Here is a 16224-nt window from a genome sequence, read left to right on the forward strand (position 1 = left end):
GAATTGTATATGATAATTTATAACGTTTTCAGGATATCCCTTCAAAATCTGATGATTAGCGAACCAAGGGAAAATCTGCGATCCGGTTAACAGGACAGACCTCTTATCACATCCTATGCTTTAGGCTGTCGAAGTGCTGTCGCACAAATTCCCCCCATTACAAGGAGAAAGCATGAAAACAAGTCGCATGCTGATGGTATCCCTGCTGCTCGCCCCGCTTTTCGCTTCCGCGCACAACTTCCAGCTCCAGCAGCGCGTGGCGCCGGTCGGCGTCAGCGACAAAGGAGAGCTCAATTACGCCGACGGTAATTTTAGCTACCAAAACTGGAACAGCGCGCAGCTCAGTGGAAAAGTGCGAGTGATACAACATATTGCCGGCCGCAGCTCCGCCAAAGACATGAACGACCCACTGATTGAAGCGATCAAGAAAGCGAAGCTACCACACGATCGTTACCAAACGACGACAATCGTCAACACCGACGATGCCCTGATGGGCACGGCGATGTTCGTGCGCAGCAGCATTGAAGACAGCAAGAAGGAGTTCCCATGGTCGCAGTTTATCGTCGACAGCGACGGCAACGTGCGCAAAGCCTGGGATCTGCAGCCGAAAGGCTCCGCCATCGTGGTGCTGGATAAGCAAGGGCGCATCCAGTTCGCCAAAGACGGCGCGCTGACGCCGGAAGAGGTGCAGCAGGTGATGTCCAAACTGCACCAGTTGTTGGCGAACTAACTCAGAACAGCGACACCCGGAAGCCGGGGTTGAGGAAAGATTCACGCGGGGTATAGAGCAATGGCTTACCCTGCCAATCGTGAATTTGCGCCCCGGCGGCCACCGCCACCGCATGCCCTGCGGCGGTATCCCAAATGTTGGTCGGCCCGAAGCGCGGATAGAGCTGCGCCTTGCCTTCCGCCACCAGACAGAACTTCAGCGAGGAACCGACTGACACGGTCTGGTGCTCGCCCAGCTGCTGCAAATAATCTTTCAGTTCGTCGTCGATATGCGAGCGGCTCACCACCACCAGCGGCGGATGCGCGTTGCTGACGCCGATCGCCTGCCGCACGCCCTTCTCTTCTTTCCAGGCCTTGCCGCGCTCCGCCAGATACAACACGTCGATCGCCGGGGCGTACACCACCCCCATCACCGCCTGCCCGTCTTCAATCAGGGCGATATTGACCGTGAACTCGCCGTTGCGGTGCAAAAACTCTTTGGTGCCGTCCAGCGGATCGACCAGCCAGTAACGCGTCCAGCTGCGGCGCTCTTCCCACGCCGGCGGATCCTCTTCCGACAGCAGCGGCACCTCGGGCGTCAGCGCCGCCAGGCCGCGCTTGATGATGTGATGCGCCGCCAGATCGGCCGCCGTCACCGGTGAATCATCTTTTTTCTGTGCGACATCAAGCGGTTGTTCACCGTCGTACACCGCCATGATCGCCGCCCCCGCCTCGCGGGACAGTTGGCAAATTCGCTCTAACATCATGCACCTCAACTCCGCATCTCCGTGGGAAATTTCCCCCTGTCTCTGCTAGCAGACTAGTTTTTTTTACGCCGAATATCCATCTCAACCGCCTAAGCCCCGGGAATTCCTCAGTTCTTGTTGGGCACAACTGTGAACTTCCCCGCGTTACCCGCCGCCGTTTTCTGCCACACTTCACAGTTTGCTGTGGCAAGCAATGTTAATTACATTTCCCTCTGCGATAACACTCGAATAATGGAATGGAGAGAACCCCAAATGATGAAGCATCCACTGACGCTGTCCGCGCTTGCGCTGCTGGTGTGCGCCTCCGCGCAAGCGGCCACCGTCGATCTGCGCGTGCTGGAAACCACCGATCTGCACAGCAATATGATGGACTTCGATTACTACAAGGACACGCCGACCGACAAGTTCGGCCTGGTGCGCACCGCCAGCCTGATCCAACAGGCGCGCCAGCAGGCCGCCAACGCGGTGTTGGTGGACAACGGCGACATCATTCAGGGCAGCCCGCTCGGCGACTACATGGCGGCCAAGGGGCTGAAACCGGGCGACGTGCACCCGGTCTATAAGGCGATGAACACGCTGGACTACGTCGTCGGCAACATCGGCAACCATGAGTTCAACTATGGGCTGGACTACCTGAAGAACGCCATCGCCGGCGCCAAATTCCCGTATATCAACGCCAACGTCATCGACGCCAAAACGCAAAAACCGCTGTTCACGCCGTACATCATCGTCGATACGCCGGTGAAAGACCGCGACGGCAAGGCGCATACGCTGCGCATCGGCTACATCGGCTTCGTGCCGCCGCAGATCCTGGTGTGGGACAAGGCCAACCTGCAGGGCAAAGTGACGGTGGACGACATCACCGCCACCGCCAAGCGCTACGTGCCGCAGATGCGTAAAGAGGGCGCCGATCTGGTGGTGGCGATCCCGCATTCCGGGCTGTCCAGCGAGCCTTACAAGGCGATGGCGGAAAACTCGGTCTATTACCTCAGCCAGGTGCCGGGCATCGACGCCATCATGTTCGGCCACGCTCATGCGGTGTTCCCGAGCAAGGACTTTGCCAACATCAAAGGCGCGGATATCGACAAAGGTCTGCTGAACGGCGTGCCGGCGGTGATGCCGGGACAATGGGGCGATCATCTCGGCGTGGTCGACCTGCAGCTCAACAACGATGGCGGCAGCTGGAAAGTGACCGCCGCCAACGCGGAAGCGCGGCCGATCTACGACAAAGAAAACAAGAAATCGCTGGCGGCGGAAGATGCCGCGCTGGTGAAGGTATTGGCGGACGATCACAAAGGCACGCGCGAGTTCGTCAGCCAGCCGATCGGTAAATCCGACGGCAACATGTACAGCTACCTGGCGCTGGTGCAGGACGATCCGACGGTGCAAATCGTCAACAATGCGCAGAAAGCCTACGTCGAACATTACATCCAGGGCGATCCGGATCTGGCCGATCTGCCGGTGCTGTCGGCGGCGGCGCCGTTCAAGGTCGGCGGCCGCAAGAACGATCCCGCCAGCTTCGTCGAAGTGGAAAAAGGCCAGCTCACCTTCCGCAACGCCGCCGATCTCTATCTCTACCCCAATACGTTGGTGGTGGTGAAGGCGAGCGGCAAAGAGGTGAAAGAGTGGCTGGAGTGCTCCGCCGGCCAGTTCAACCAGATCGACGTCAACAGCGCCAAGCCGCAGGGCTTGATCAACTGGGACGGCTTCCGCACCTATAACTTCGACGTGATCGACGGCGTCAACTACCAGATCGACGTCAGTCAGCCGGCGCGCTACGACGGCGAATGCCAACTGATCAACGACAAGGCGGAGCGTATCAAGCAGCTGACCTTCAACGGCAAGCCGATCGATCCGAACGCCACCTTCCTGGTCGCCACCAACAACTACCGCGCCTACGGCGGCAAGTTTGCCGGCACCGGCGACAAACATATCGCCTTCGCTTCGCCGGATGAAAACCGCTCGGTGCTGGCGGCCTACATCAGCGCCGAAACTCAGCGGCATGGCGCGGTGCGCCCGCAGGCGGACAACAACTGGCGTTTGGCGAACTTCAGCAGCCAGCAACCGCTGGATATCCGCTTCGAGACCTCGCCTTCGGACAAAGCGACAAGGTTTGTCAAAGCGCACGCCCAATATCCGATGAGCGCCGCAGGCAGCGACAGCATCGGCTTCGCGGTTTATCGCATCGATTTAAGCGGTAAGTGACGCGGTTTATGGCCGGCGCGCCCGGCCATTCATCGCTCGCCTGCGCGGCGCATAAAATAAGGGCGCCACGAAGGCGCCCAGAACAATCCTCGGTGGGATTACAGGATTTCCAGCAGCTCGACGTCGAACACCAGCGCGCTGAACGGCGGAATGGACGCGCCTGCGCCACGCTCGCCGTAGGCCAGGTTGTGCGGGATATACAGCTGCCATTTGGAACCGACCGGCATCAGGGTCAGCGCTTCGATCCAGCCAGGGATCACGCCGCTGACCGGGAATTCCGCCGGCTGGCCGCGCTCAACCGAGCTGTCGAACACGTCGCCGTTGATCAAGCGACCGGTGTAGTGCACCCGCACGCGGTCCTGACGGGACGGAATTGGGCCGTTGCCCTGCTCCAGCACGGAGAACTGCAGGCCAGACTCGGTCAGCGTCACGTCGTCGCGCTTGGCGTTGTCGTCCAGGAATTTCTGGCCTTCAACCGCCATCGCCTGCTGGCGCTCGCGGCGCACCGCGTCAGCACGCTCGTGGATTTCACGCAGCGCACGGTGCACCACGTCTACCGGAACCGCCGGGGCATTCCCTTCCAGCGCGTCACGCAAACCCGCCAGCAAAGCTTCCGGTTGCAAACCTTCCAGCCCGGACTCTTGCAGCTGCTGGCCTACCTGTAAACCAATCCCGTAACTTGCTTGCGCTTCAACGCTGTCAAAAGAAGGGGTTGTCATGGGGTTTTCCTTAAGTCTGTAAAAAGTCGAAAGCGCAGCATAACAGCGCGTCAATGCCGGGTAAAATCTTGTGTGGAGAATGATGACTTTTGTCGTAGAAAAAGAAACAATAACCTTCTGTTAACGCCCGCAGCCGCAAACCCCGGCTCTGCCGCTCAGCCGCCTTTCACTTCAATCAGTTAGCGGACTATACTGAAGGCAGGATATCGGGCAGGCGACGCGTTTAACGCGCCGCACTGATTATTACGCCGTCGAAGAGAGGTCACCATGGGCAGAATCGCGCCCAGGAGAAGGAAAACCACCCGCATCTACCAGCCGCTGCTGCGCACCTGGCTGAACATCAGCCAGCGCCTGAAACCGGGCGCCGCACCCACGGCTGAAGGCGCGGAACCGCCATCGGAGCCGCCGTCGGCCAACGACAAAATGCAGCGGGTCAAAGCGCTGCTGATTAAAGTCTGGCATCTGCCGGACGGTTTCCATTGGATGGAACCACTGCCCTACTTTCACCGCCGCTGGGTGCTGATCTTCGGCATCATCCTGCTGCTGGCGTTGCTGTGGCCCTACTCGCCCGAAAGACAGCCGTTCCCGGTCTCTCAGCAGGAAACCAGCGTGCCGCTGCAGGCCGAGCTGCAAAACGGCGGAAGCGCCGCCACGCCCGCCAATGAGCCGACGCCGGCGGGCAACTGGCAGCGTTATCAGATCCAGCCCGGCCAGACCCTGGCCCAACTGTTTCGCGACAACAATCTGCCGGTGAATGAAGTGTTCGCCATGGCGCAGGTGGAAGGCGGCGACAAGCCGCTGAGCAACATGAAAGCCGGCCAGGAAGTGCGCATTGAACGCGACGCCAACGGCGTGATTAGCGCACTGTCGGTCACCACGGCAGACAATAGCCAGGCGCTGTTCCGCCGCCAGGCCGACGGCAGCTACCGCCGGGAACGCTAATCTCTACAGCTGCGCCAGCAGAAACTCGCGCAGCACCACGCCCTGGTTGTGCTCGGTATCTTTACTGCCATACAGCAGCGTCAGCGCTTGCCCCTGCCGTAACAGCGCCACCAGCGGCTGCCAGGCGTCGTTGGCCGCCAGCTGTTGGCGGTATCGCGTCTCAAAGGCTTCCCACTGGTCGGTATGCTGATGGAACCACTTGCGCAGCTCGTCATCCGGCGCCACCTGTTTCAACCACTGCACGCCCGTCAACCGCTCTTTGCTGATGCCGCGCGGCCATAGCCGGTCTATCAGATAACAATGTTCCGGCGCCGGCGCGCTGAAATCGTAAACCCGCTGTAGCGTAATCGTTGCCATCGCACGCTCTCCTTTTCATCCCGTCTTCAAGCGTAGCGCGTTTTGCCAGGCGCAGAAAAGCAAAACGCCAGCGCGAGGCTGGCGTTTTAACCGGGTTAACAGCAGCGTAAATTACGCTTCTGCAACCACAACTACATTCAGCTGTGCGAACACGTCGCTGTGTACCTGGAAGTGCACTTCGTGCTCGCCAGTGGTACGCAGAACGCCGTTCGGCAGACGAACTTCGCTCTTGGCAACTTCAACGCCTGCCGCAGTCACTGCGTCAGCGATGTCGCGGGTGCCGATAGAGCCGAACAGTTTACCTTCGTCGCCAGATTTGGAAGCGATGGTGACTGAACCCAGTTCGTTGATCTTGGTTGCGCGAGCTTCAGCAGCAGCCAGAACGTCAGCCAGTTTGGCTTCCAGTTCAGCACGGCGTGCTTCGAAGAACTCAACGTTTTTCTTGGTAGCAGGAACAGCTTTGCCCTGTGGTACCAGGAAGTTACGAGCGTAGCCCGCTTTAACGTTAACTTGATCACCCAGGCTGCCCAGGTTTGCTACTTTATCAAGCAGAATAACTTGCATTACCTTATCCTCTCAAAGTCGTTAATGGACAGTGGCCGATTACTGATGACGATCAGTGTACGGCAACAAAGACAGGTAGCGCGCGCGCTTGATAGCACGGGCCAGCTGGCGCTGATATTTTGCACGAGTACCGGTGATACGGCTCGGTACAATTTTACCACTTTCGGTGATGTAGTTTTTCAGCGTAGCGATGTCTTTATAGTCAATCTCTTGAACGCCTTCCGCGGTGAAACGGCAGAACTTGCGACGACGGAAATAACGTGCCATTTGGCTAGTCTCCAGAATCTATCAATTCAATCTGCTCGGCATGCAGAACCAATTTGCTCAGCCCGTTGCGCCCTTGATGGCAGCTTACAAAGCCTTGCACGGTAATCTGACTGCCGACCGTTAATCTTTGAGTTAGTGCTTGTGACTGTTGTCCGCTGACAACCACGGGCATTCGGCACCATGCTTGTCTGCTGAATCCGGCTTCCATCTGCTGCGAACGGTGCTCTAGCACAAATTGGCAGTGCGGTATCCCGGAAGGACTCACTTTTCGAACCGGCGCCTTGCACACAGTGCCCGACAAAACCAGACGATTAGCCGTCACGGCGGCAATTACTCTTCAGAATCCCCAGCATCTGCATCATCTGCGGTTTCGTTAGCGAAGTCTTCGCGGCGATCGCCACGACGTTCGTCTTTCGCTTTAACCATCGGAGATGCTTCAGTTACCGCGTGCTTAACGCGCATAACCATGCTGCGGATAACGGCGTCGTTGAAGCGGAAGTTAGTTTCCAGCTCATCGATCGCTTCCTGCGGCGCTTCAACGTTCAGCAGAACGTAGTGAGCTTTGTGCAGTTTGTTGATCGGATAAGCCAGCTGACGGCGGCCCCAGTCTTCCAGACGGTGAATCTGACCTTGCGCGTTAGTGATGGTAGCACTGTAACGCTCGATCATGCCCGGAACCTGTTCGCTTTGGTCAGGATGGACCATAAAAACGATTTCGTAATGACGCATCGAATTGCTCCTTACGGATTATTCAGCCTCCTGTCAGGGTCAACCGCGGCCCATGGAAGCAAGGAACGTGTTTAGTGTGCGGCTGAAAAATGACGCGTAATCATACTGACGCAGGGCGGGAAACTCAAGGACTGCGTGGGTTTTATTCGCGTTAATGCGAGGCGCTATGGGAAATAGCACGATTTGCTCGTGAGTGAACCTATGTACGCCGATCCATCAGTTTCAAAAATCTTTCAATGAAATCAGCGCTGAGTCACAAATCTATTTCATTTTTTTTGAAAGATGCCTTCAAAACACCCCGCTTTTTAATCGCCGGCAACGGACTAAAATTAACCATATCCGCCGCAGACAGCGCGACGAAAAAGATCCCAGGTTATTCAATGCAGATAAATGACTTTTTGCCGCAGCGACACTCGCTGTCAGGCCGTAACGGCAAAAAGTAAGAGAGGCACTATGAAACGCATTATTCTCGCGACGGCGCTGGCCGCCCTGTTCTCCGCCAACGTGATGGCCGCGACGGAGATCACCTCGCACCAGGCCGACCAACGCCAAAGCGTCGGCTTCGTCACCCTGAACCAGAATGTGGTTTCGCCGGACGACGCCAGCAGCCAGGTCAGTAAAATCGCCGATCAACGCGGCGCAAGCTCTTATCGCATCATCGCCCTGCACGAACCGGGCGACAACAGCACGATGCACGTCAGCGCCGAGCTGTACCGCTAAAGAGACGCGCCACGCCAGGGAAATCCCAGGGCTTCATCAGAAAGTCCGTTCAGTCCGCACCGGAGCGCCGCCTGTCGGGCGCTCCACTTCCTCACCCATCACAGTTTGAGCAACGTCGGCGCACTGAACGCCTTGCCCGGATTGTGCAATTGCAGCGCCATCCGCAGATAGTCTGTCCGTGCCTGCAGCAGTTCGGCGCTTTCCTCCAGCGTCGCCCGCTGCTCGAAGGAGAGCGAGCCGGCCTTCGCGGTTTGCGTGGCCGCCGCTTTCGGCGCGGAGGCGAACAGCGCCGTCATGTTTTGCACCGTCTGCGCGGTGATGCGCGACAGCGGATGCGCCTTGTTTTGCCGCGCCTTGCCGTCGGCTGCCCCCAGCATCTCGCTGAAGGCCGCTGAGTTAAGCTCGGCGCGCGCTTTCATCGTTCCCGCCAGCCCGCGCGCTGTCTCGGCCGTATTGCTGATACCCTTTATCATGCTCTCCGCTCCTTGCTGCCCCTGAAAGAACTCACGCTGACATTCTCCTCCGACATGCATGAAACAATGCCCGAAACAGCCCGCACAGAGCGGCGCAATTCCATGCATCGTGCCCGTCGGCGCATCACAGTTCGCGGCGGAAAAAGTCGGCCGTGGCGGACAGCGCCAGCGGCGTGATGCGGTGCTTCACCCCCGATTCGATGAGCGATGTCAAACGACCGTCCGCGCCTTGCCGCCGCAGTTCAGCCGCCAAACGCTGGCTGTCAGCCGCCGGCACCACGTCGTCCGCCTCGCCGTGCCACAGCAGCAGCGGCCGCCCGGCAATCGTCTCCAAATGCCCCTCCAGCTCATATTCCGCCAGCACGGCGGTGCGCGCCGCAAACGCCGCCGGCGAGAGTGCCTCGCCCTCTTCGTCCAACGGCGGATACAGCGTTTGCGCCAGCGAACGGTAATAACCTGAGCCCATCAGACTGGCGGCCGCCCGGATCCACGGGAAGCGCGCGAAGGCGCCGAGCGCGGTCATGCCGCCCATTGAGGCGCCGGCGACGCCGATGCGTCCGTCGGCTATCAGGCCAAGCCGCTCAAAATGCGCCTTGATCTGCGGCAGTTCGTCGATATTGCTGCGCAGGATCTCCCAGAACGACGCCAGGCGCCGCGTCTCATCGCCGTCGAACCGCTCGCCGTGCCGATCGGCATCCGGCAGCACCGCCCGAAAACCGGCGCGCGCCAGCGCATAGGCGAAGTAGGCGTACACCTCTTTCGACGAGGTATAACCATGGCAGAAGAACACCGTCGGCAGCGGCCGATGATACTGCCCCGCCGGCACCGCATGGATCACCGCAATATCGCCCACCCGCTCGTCATGAATTTCAATCATCCGCTCATCCTCAACTCACCTGTTGGCATTCATCATGACAAACTTGCGCCAGCCAGCGTTAGCTCAATCTGTTCCAGCTTATATTGCGTTACACTGAAGCCATCGCACCGGCTCTTTCGAGGTTCCCATGACGTTTGTCCGCACACTCATCGCCCTGACGCTGGCCGCACAGCTTTCCGCCTGCGGCATCATGACCACCACGCCGAAACCGCCGCCGCCGCCCACCGCACAGGCGCAGGAGATCGTCCGCGCGCAGACCGCCAAACTGGTGAAAATCGGCACCGTCACCGCCGTCGTGCGCGGCAGCCCGATGGACGTGGAAGCGGAGATCCAGCGCAAGGCCACCGCCGCCGGCGCCCGTTATTACGTGATCATCATGAACAGCGAAACCGTCGTGCCGGGCCAATGGTATTCCCAGGCGCTCCTGTATCGTTAAGGCGGGGATTGTTTAAGCAGATTTACACTGGCTTTGCACTGGCTGAAGAAGGGTGTTGCACACTGAGGGACAGCATGCCGCATGTTGCGGGTGTCGATTCAGGATCTGACGAAGGGGAACGCCATGAAACGCTCCACCGCACTCACCTCCCTCCTGCTTTCCATGGGATTGCTCAGCACCGGCGCACAGTCCGCCGAGCTGGCGCCCGCCGATCGCGTGACGCCGCTCAGTGAAATCGCCGAGATCACCTTCAACGATCTGCCCGGCTCGCCGCAGGAAGCGGAACTGGCCATCGCCCGCACCGCCGACCAACACGGCGCCAGCTATTACCGCATCCTGCGGATGGAAGAGCAGGCGCACCCGCTTGGCTGGCGCGCCTCGGCCATCTTATACCTTTAGTAGCTCATGCAAGCCGCATTCAACACGCCGCCGCTAACGGAGACGCCCCCCAGGAAAATCCCGGCGGCCAGGTGATTCGCTTCGATCTTTTCGCTGATGCGCGGCATGTAGATCTTCACGGCCGCGAACAGCAGCAGTTGCACCACCAGCGCCACTACGCCCCACAGCAGGTAATCCAGCAGGCTGATCGAGTTGATCGCCGCGCTGGCCAGCGGGATCACATACCCCAGGCAGGCGCCGATAAAAGCAAAGGCGGCGGATTGATTATCGGCCTTGATCAACGCCCATTCGTCGTGCGGGGTGATGCGAGTATAGACGAACAGAAACACCAAAATCATGGCGAAACCGCTGAAGAAGTAAGAGGCGAACGCCGCCAACGCGCTGAGAATATCCATGTGCATTTTCCTGTCAGAGTGAGGCTGAATTAAAAAGGTTTTCGCCGCCGCGCGCCACCCTTTTCCCTAACCGCCGATGGCGCGGTTCAGCAGCAGTTCGCACACCTCGGCCGACAGCAGGCTCTCGCCGCGATGATCCAGCGTCAGATGACACCAGGCATCGGCGATCTGCGGGCTGGCGTGCTGCAGCAGCTGTGCGGCGCAGCACAGGTCGAACAGCTGTTGAGTGAGCAGCCGCCCCATCTCCTCACTCGGTTGCCGGGCGCGCTGCTGCCACTGCCGCCAGGCGCGATCGAACAACCGATTCTGGCCGCGCACCGGCTGCAGCTCGAACTGCAGCATTTCAAGCGCGCCCGGCAATTTGTGCAGGCTGCGCAACACGTCCAGGCACATGATGTTGCCGGAACCTTCCCAGATGCTGTTCACCGGCATCTCGCGATACAGGCGCGGCAGTTCGCTCTCCTCACAGTAACCGATGCCGCCCAGCACCTCCATCGCCTCGGCGATGAACGGCATGCCCTGGCGGCAGATGCTGTATTTGGCCGCCGGCGTCAGCAGACGGCTGTAGATCAGCTCGCCCTCATTGCTGCGGCTTTCCCAGGCGCGAGCCAGCCGGAACAGCAACGCGGTATGCCCTTCCAGCCGCAGCGCCATGCGCGCCAGAACCTGACGCATCAGCGGTTGTTCGATCAACAGCTTACCGAATGCCTGCCGCTGCAGCGCATGATACAGCGCCACCGACAGCCCGCGGCGCATCAGGCCGTGGCTGCCCAGCGAGCAGTCGAAACGGGTCAGGCCGCCCATTTTCAGGATATGCCGCACGCCGTCGCCCTCATCGCCCAGCAGCCAGGCCGCGGCGTCCTGAAACTCCACCTCGCTGCTGGCGTTGGAGCGGTTGCCCAGTTTGTCTTTCAGCCGCTCCAGACGAATGGCGTTGCGGCTGCCGTCCGGCAAAATGCGCGGCAGGAAGAAGCAGGACAGCCCGCCTTCGGCCTGCGCCAGTACCAGGTGCGCATCGCTCTGCGGCACCGAGAAGAACCACTTGTGCCCCACCAGCCGGTAGGCTTCGCCCGGCCCACGCGCGCCGAGCGGCGCGGCGGTGGTGGTATTGCTCAAGACATCGGAGCCGCCCTGCTTCTCTGTCATACCCATGCCGATCAGCAGACCGCGCTTTTGCCCGCCAGGCAGCAGGTGAGCGTCATAACGATCCGACAGCAACGGGGTCAGCCAGGAACGGAATTCCGCCGGTAACGCCTGCAGCAACAGCGGCGTGGCGCCGAAGGTCATGGTCACCGGGCACAGCGTGCCGGCCTCGACCTGCGCATGCAGCATAAAGCGCGCGGCGCGCGCCACGAAGGAACCGATGCGCGCATCCTCCTGCCAGGGCAGGTTGTGCACCCGATTGGCGATCAGCCCCTGCATCAGAATATGCCAGGCGGGGTGAAAGCGAACGTCGTCCAACCGCTGGCCGGTGGCGTCATAGCGCAGCAGCTCCGGCGGGTTGGCGTTGGCCAGGCGCCCCAGCTCCAGCGACTCTTGCGTGCCGAGCTGCTGGCCCAGCGAAGCCAATACCTCGGCGTCCCAACCGCCTTGCTCGCGCTGCAACGCTTCGCGCAGCGGCGTATCGGAGAGAAACAGGTTGCTGTTGCCCAGCGGCTTGGGTTGGTTAAAAACGGTGTGCGTAGTCCAGACCATGAGAGTGCTCCCTGAAAAAAGCGTCAGGGATAAGTATGGTCGGCGCAGAGATTTCTGCCGCAGGCGGGATCACAAGAGAGGGAATTAACGGGGGCAGAGCGCCCCCGTCAGGAGAATCAGCCGCGCTGACGCACCGCTTCGAACAGGCAGATGCCGGTGGCGACCGACACGTTCAGCGAAGAGACGGTGCCAGCCATCGGGATGCTGATCAGCTCGTCGCAGTGTTCGCGGGTCAGGCGACGCATGCCTTCGCCTTCCGCGCCCATCACCAGCGCCATCGGGCCGGTCATTTTGCTTTGATACAGCGTATGATCGGCTTCGCCGGCGGTGCCCACCACCCAGACGTTCATCTCTTGCAGCAGACGCAGCGTGCGCGCCAGGTTGGTCACGCGGATCAACGGCACGTTTTCGGCGGCGCCGCAGGCCACTTTCTTGGCGGTGGCGTTCAACTGGGCGGAACGGTCACGGGGCACGATCACCGCGTGCACGCCGGCCGCGTCGGCGCTGCGCAGGCAGGCGCCGAGGTTGTGCGGGTCGGTCACGCCGTCCAGCACCAGCAGGAACGGCGTCTCCACGCTTTCCAGCAGGCCCGGCAGATCGTTCTCCTGATACTGGCGCCCTTCGCGCACCCGGGCGATGATCCCCTGATGCACCGCGCCTTCAACCTTGTCATCCAGCCATTGACGGTTCGCCACCTGGATCACGATGCCGGTCGCTTCCAGCTCGGCGATCAGCGGTTGCAGACGGCGATCTTCGCGGCCTTTCAGAATAAACACTTCCAGGAAGCGTTGCGGGTCGCGCTCTAACAGGGCTTTGACGGCATGGATGCCGTAAATAATTTCGCTCATGATGCTCTTTTAAATTCGTGCGGCCGGCGATAACCGGCCGATGATAACGATGTGCGGCAGGTTAGGCCTGCTCGGCACCTTTCTTCTTGGCTGCGCGCTTGGCTTTGGTCGCCGCCGCGATTTTCCGCGTTTTGTCGGACGCTTTCTTGGCTTTCTTCTTCGCCTTCTTCATGTTGTCCGCGGGCTTGGCGTCATCCTGCTTGCGGAAGGCGCTGTCCGGCTCGAAGTTGGCCGGCGGTTTGCCGCCGCGGCGCTTGCCGCGCCCCGCGCTACCGTTGTCGCGCAGCGTGCGCTGGCCGCCCTTCTTGGCGCGATCGCGTTCGGTTTTGCCTTCACCGCGCGCTTTGCGGGTGCTGGATACCAGTGCGAAATCGATCTTGCGCTCGTCCATGTGCACCGCGTCCACGCGGATCTCCACCGTATCCCCCAGGCGATAGACCGTGCCGGAAGATTCTCCGATCAGGCGCTGGCCGATATTATCGTAGCGATAGTAATCATTATCCAGCGTTGATACGTGCACCAGCCCGTCGATGAACAGATCGTTCAGGCGCACGAAGAAGCCGAAGCCGGTCACGCTGGAGATGATGCCGCTGAACACTTCACCGACGTGATCCTGCATGAAGTCGCACTTCAGCCAGTCGGCGACGTTGCGCGTCGCTTCGTCCGCGCGGCGCTCGGTCATCGAGCAGTGTTCACCCAGCTGCAGCATCTCTTCGAATTCGCTGTGCCAGCCGCCGGTCGGCGTCCAGCGCTCTTTCTGCTCGCCGTGTTCTTTGGCCAACTGATATTTGATCGCGCGGTGCAGCGCCAGATCCGGATAACGGCGGATCGGCGAGGTGAAGTGGCCATAAGACGCCAGCGCCAGGCCGAAGTGGCCACGGTTTTCCGGATCGTAAATCGCCTGTTTCATCGAACGCAGCAACATGGTTTGCAGCATTTCGTGGTCAGGGCGCTCGGACACTTCATCCATCAGCACCGCATAGTCCTTCGGCTGCGGCTTGTTGCCGCCGCCCAACGTCAGCCCCAGCTCGCTCAGCACGCTGCGCAGCGCGGAGATGTGGTCGTCGCTCGGACGATCGTGCACGCGGTAAAGCGCCGGCTCGTTGCGTTTCTCGACAAAGCGCGCGGCCGCCACGTTGGCCATGATCATGCACTCTTCGATCAGCTTGTGGGCGTCATTGCGCACCGTCGGCTCCACGCGCTCGATGCGACGCTCGGCGTTGAAGATGAATTTGGCTTCTTCGGTTTCGAACGCGATGCCACCGCGCTCGGCGCGCGCCTTATCCAGCACCTTGTACATGGCGTGCAGCTCTTCCAGGTGCTTGACCAGCGGATGGTAATGCTCGCGCAGCTCCTGATCGCCCTGCAAAATGTGCCACACCTTGTTGTAGGTCAGGCGGGCGTGAGAGCTCATTACCGCCTCGTAGAACTTGGCCGTCGACAGGCGCCCCTGGGCGGAGATGGTCATTTCGCACACCATGCACAGACGATCGACCTGCGGGTTCAGGGAGCACAGCCCGTTGGACAGCACTTCCGGCAGCATCGGGATCACCTGCGACGGGAAGTACACCGAGTTGCCGCGGCTGCGCGCTTCATCGTCCAGCGCGGTGCGCGGACGCACGTAGTAACTGACGTCGGCGATCGCCACCCACAGGCGCCAGCCGCCGCCGCGTTTTTTCTCGCAGTACACGGCGTCATCGAAGTCGCGCGCGTCTTCACCGTCGATGGTGACCAACGGCAGCTTGCGCAGATCGACGCGGCCCTTCTTGGCCGCTTCCGGCACCTGCTCGCTGAGATCGGCTACCTGTTTTTCCACCTGCGGCGGCCAGGTATGCGGGATCTCATGGGTGCGCAGCGCGATGTCCACCGCCATGCTGGTGCCCATCTTGTCGCCGAGGATCTCGACGATCTTGCCGACCGCCTTGGTGCGGCGGGTCGGGCGCTGAGTCAGCTCCACTACCACCATAAAGCCCATGCGCGCGCCGCTGACGCTGTCCGCCGGGATCAGAATATCGAAGCTCAGACGGCTGTCGTCCGGCACCACGAAGCCGGTACCGGCGTCCATGAAGAAGCGGCCGACAATCTGGCTGGTTTTCGGCACCAGCACGCGCACGATGCGCGCTTCGCGGCGCCCTTTGCGATCCGCGCCCAAGGCCTGCGCCAGCACCACGTCACCGTGGATCGCCATTTTCATCTGTTCGGCAGACAGGTACAGATCGTCTTTGCTGCCTTCAACGCGCAGGAAGCCGTAGCCGTCGCGGTGGCCGATCACCGTGCCGCGCAGCAGATCCAAACGTTCCGGCAGCGCGTAGCACTGGCGGCGGGTAAACACTAACTGGCCATCGCGCTCCATGGCGCGCAGGCGGCGGCGCAGCGCTTCCAGCTGTTCTTCGCCGCTGAGGCCCAATTCGTTGCCCAGTTCTTCGCGGCTGGCCGGCGTTTCTCTTTTCGCCAAATGGGCCAGGATATATTCACGGCTGGGGATAGGGGATTCGTATTTTTCTGCTTCTCGTTCCAGGAATGGATCTTGTGACATTGCGGTTCCTCCGTTGTCATCAGCAGGATGACGTTGAGCCTTGTCTTCTCAACGTCGTTTTATTCGACAAGCAATAGCTTGTAGAGCGGCGGATTGTCTTCGACCATGTCGGCCAACGTATGCTTATCCAGCTCTTCAAGGAAATTCTGTACGCCCTGGTGGAGCACCTGCTTCAAGCGGCAGGCAGGGGTAATGTGGCAAAACTCACTGCTGCAGTTAACCAGCGCGAGCGGCTCCAGCGCCCGCACCACGTCACCGAGGCGAATGCTCTCGGCCGGTTTGCCCAAACGTATGCCGCCATGCTTGCCGCGCACCGCCGTGACAAAACCTACCCGGCTTAACTGATTGATGATCTTCACCATATGGTTGCGAGACACGCCATAAACCTCAGTCACTTCCGAGATGCTGGTCATCTTGTCCTGCGGCAACGAGGCCATGTAGATCAACGCCCGCAGGCCATAATCAGTAAAACTTGTTAACTGCACATCTTACCTCTGGGTATCACTTTACCCGTCTGATACGCCGCTTTTCGGCGCTATTCAAAAGATTACTCATTGGATAATAAACCAGCCGGAGAGTTCGTCGCT

At 60.3% G+C, this 16224-nt stretch carries 21 protein-coding genes; 7 read left to right on the forward strand and 14 right to left on the reverse strand.

What is annotated here, in order from left to right; all coding sequences use genetic code 11:
• The first annotated feature begins 172 nt into the window (after positions 1-172).
• The gene (locus tag ACJ8PL_RS17400; RefSeq protein ID WP_025159587.1) at positions 173-730 is read left to right on the forward strand and encodes a YtfJ family protein; all 558 of its coding nucleotides are present in this window, start codon (positions 173-175) and stop codon (positions 728-730) included.
• A 1-nt stretch (position 731) separates the two neighbouring features.
• Here ACJ8PL_RS17400 and cysQ read toward each other — a convergent pair whose 3' ends face one another.
• Positions 732-1472 carry a 3'(2'),5'-bisphosphate nucleotidase CysQ gene (gene cysQ / locus ACJ8PL_RS17405; RefSeq protein ID WP_004933611.1) on the reverse strand — a complete coding sequence of 247 codons (741 nt, stop codon included), beginning with the start codon at positions 1470-1472 and terminating at the stop codon, positions 732-734.
• Between the two features lie 255 nt (positions 1473-1727).
• Here cysQ and ACJ8PL_RS17410 point away from each other — a divergent pair, with 255 nt between their 5' ends.
• On the forward strand, positions 1728-3680 hold the full coding sequence (locus ACJ8PL_RS17410; RefSeq protein WP_049300851.1) for a bifunctional 2',3'-cyclic-nucleotide 2'-phosphodiesterase/3'-nucleotidase: 1953 nt from the start codon (positions 1728-1730) through the stop codon (positions 3678-3680).
• Positions 3681-3778: 98 nt separating this feature from the next.
• On the opposite strand, the gene fklB is transcribed toward ACJ8PL_RS17410, so the two are convergent.
• Positions 3779-4399, reverse strand: coding sequence for an FKBP-type peptidyl-prolyl cis-trans isomerase (gene fklB, locus ACJ8PL_RS17415; RefSeq protein ID WP_004933618.1), 621 nt, complete (start codon positions 4397-4399; stop codon positions 3779-3781).
• A gap of 267 nt (positions 4400-4666) precedes the next feature.
• Between fklB and ACJ8PL_RS17420 the strand changes: the two genes are divergently transcribed.
• Complete coding sequence (locus ACJ8PL_RS17420; RefSeq protein ID WP_016929348.1) at positions 4667-5341, forward strand: OapA family protein; 675 nt, start codon at positions 4667-4669, stop codon at positions 5339-5341.
• Positions 5342-5344: 3 nt separating this feature from the next.
• On the opposite strand, the gene ACJ8PL_RS17425 is transcribed toward ACJ8PL_RS17420, so the two are convergent.
• The 5 genes from ACJ8PL_RS17425 to rpsF form a co-directional block, all read right to left on the reverse strand.
• Positions 5345-5698, reverse strand: a complete 354-nt coding sequence (locus tag ACJ8PL_RS17425; protein WP_016929349.1) for a DUF488 domain-containing protein — start codon at positions 5696-5698, stop codon at positions 5345-5347.
• Positions 5699-5809: 111 nt separating this feature from the next.
• Positions 5810-6262, reverse strand: a complete 453-nt coding sequence (gene rplI, locus ACJ8PL_RS17430; protein ID WP_004933629.1) for a 50S ribosomal protein L9 — start codon at positions 6260-6262, stop codon at positions 5810-5812.
• 39 nt (positions 6263-6301) lie between these two features.
• On the reverse strand, positions 6302-6529 hold the full coding sequence (gene rpsR / locus ACJ8PL_RS17435) for a 30S ribosomal protein S18 (protein ID WP_000135199.1): 228 nt from the start codon (positions 6527-6529) through the stop codon (positions 6302-6304).
• 4 nt (positions 6530-6533) lie between these two features.
• Positions 6534-6851 (reverse strand): primosomal replication protein N, encoded by a 318-nt coding sequence (gene priB / locus ACJ8PL_RS17440; RefSeq protein WP_049233092.1) that lies wholly within the window; start codon positions 6849-6851, stop codon positions 6534-6536.
• Positions 6852-6859: 8 nt separating this feature from the next.
• Positions 6860-7258, reverse strand: coding sequence for a 30S ribosomal protein S6 (gene rpsF, locus ACJ8PL_RS17445; protein ID WP_004933634.1), 399 nt, complete (start codon positions 7256-7258; stop codon positions 6860-6862).
• A 236-nt stretch (positions 7259-7494) separates the two neighbouring features.
• Between rpsF and ACJ8PL_RS17450 the strand changes: the two genes are divergently transcribed.
• Positions 7495-7701: a hypothetical protein gene (locus tag ACJ8PL_RS17450; protein WP_126186680.1), complete on the forward strand. Its 207-nt coding sequence runs from the start codon at positions 7495-7497 to the stop codon at positions 7699-7701.
• A gap of 10 nt (positions 7702-7711) precedes the next feature.
• On the forward strand, positions 7712-7978 hold the full coding sequence (locus ACJ8PL_RS17455) for a DUF1471 domain-containing protein (RefSeq protein ID WP_004933636.1): 267 nt from the start codon (positions 7712-7714) through the stop codon (positions 7976-7978).
• Between the two features lie 98 nt (positions 7979-8076).
• On the opposite strand, the gene ACJ8PL_RS17460 is transcribed toward ACJ8PL_RS17455, so the two are convergent.
• Both ACJ8PL_RS17460 and yjfP read right to left on the reverse strand, forming a co-directional pair.
• Positions 8077-8451 carry a hypothetical protein gene (locus ACJ8PL_RS17460; protein WP_016929350.1) on the reverse strand — a complete coding sequence of 125 codons (375 nt, stop codon included), beginning with the start codon at positions 8449-8451 and terminating at the stop codon, positions 8077-8079.
• Between the two features lie 124 nt (positions 8452-8575).
• Complete coding sequence (yjfP, locus tag ACJ8PL_RS17465; RefSeq protein WP_123867819.1) at positions 8576-9328, reverse strand: esterase; 753 nt, start codon at positions 9326-9328, stop codon at positions 8576-8578.
• Between the two features lie 127 nt (positions 9329-9455).
• Between yjfP and bsmA the strand changes: the two genes are divergently transcribed.
• Positions 9456-9764 (forward strand): biofilm peroxide resistance protein BsmA, encoded by a 309-nt coding sequence (gene bsmA / locus ACJ8PL_RS17470; RefSeq protein ID WP_016929352.1) that lies wholly within the window; start codon positions 9456-9458, stop codon positions 9762-9764.
• Between the two features lie 123 nt (positions 9765-9887).
• On the forward strand, positions 9888-10163 hold the full coding sequence (locus ACJ8PL_RS17475) for a DUF1471 domain-containing protein (protein ID WP_025305027.1): 276 nt from the start codon (positions 9888-9890) through the stop codon (positions 10161-10163).
• Here the strand turns inward: ACJ8PL_RS17475 and ACJ8PL_RS17480 are convergent.
• The 5 genes from ACJ8PL_RS17480 to nsrR form a co-directional block, all read right to left on the reverse strand.
• A complete protein-coding gene (locus tag ACJ8PL_RS17480) occupies positions 10160-10558 on the reverse strand; it encodes a DUF350 domain-containing protein (RefSeq protein ID WP_016929354.1) in 399 nt (132 codons plus the stop codon). The two genes, ACJ8PL_RS17475 and ACJ8PL_RS17480, sit on opposite strands and share 4 nt — an antisense overlap.
• A 66-nt stretch (positions 10559-10624) precedes the next feature.
• On the reverse strand, positions 10625-12253 hold the full coding sequence (locus ACJ8PL_RS17485; protein WP_016929355.1) for an isovaleryl-CoA dehydrogenase: 1629 nt from the start codon (positions 12251-12253) through the stop codon (positions 10625-10627).
• A 116-nt stretch (positions 12254-12369) separates the two neighbouring features.
• Positions 12370-13101: a 23S rRNA (guanosine(2251)-2'-O)-methyltransferase RlmB gene (gene rlmB / locus ACJ8PL_RS17490; RefSeq protein ID WP_004933653.1), complete on the reverse strand. Its 732-nt coding sequence runs from the start codon at positions 13099-13101 to the stop codon at positions 12370-12372.
• Positions 13102-13162: 61 nt separating this feature from the next.
• Positions 13163-15637 carry a ribonuclease R gene (gene rnr, locus ACJ8PL_RS17495; RefSeq protein WP_123867817.1) on the reverse strand — a complete coding sequence of 825 codons (2475 nt, stop codon included), beginning with the start codon at positions 15635-15637 and terminating at the stop codon, positions 13163-13165.
• Positions 15638-15696: 59 nt separating this feature from the next.
• The gene (gene nsrR, locus ACJ8PL_RS17500; RefSeq protein ID WP_004933660.1) at positions 15697-16122 is read right to left on the reverse strand and encodes a nitric oxide-sensing transcriptional repressor NsrR; all 426 of its coding nucleotides are present in this window, start codon (positions 16120-16122) and stop codon (positions 15697-15699) included.
• Between the last annotated feature and the right edge of the window lie 102 nt (positions 16123-16224).

It is taken from the genome of Serratia sp. CY83965 (assembly GCF_052166375.1).
In the GTDB taxonomy this organism is placed as follows: Bacteria; Pseudomonadota; Gammaproteobacteria; order Enterobacterales; family Enterobacteriaceae; genus Serratia; species Serratia marcescens.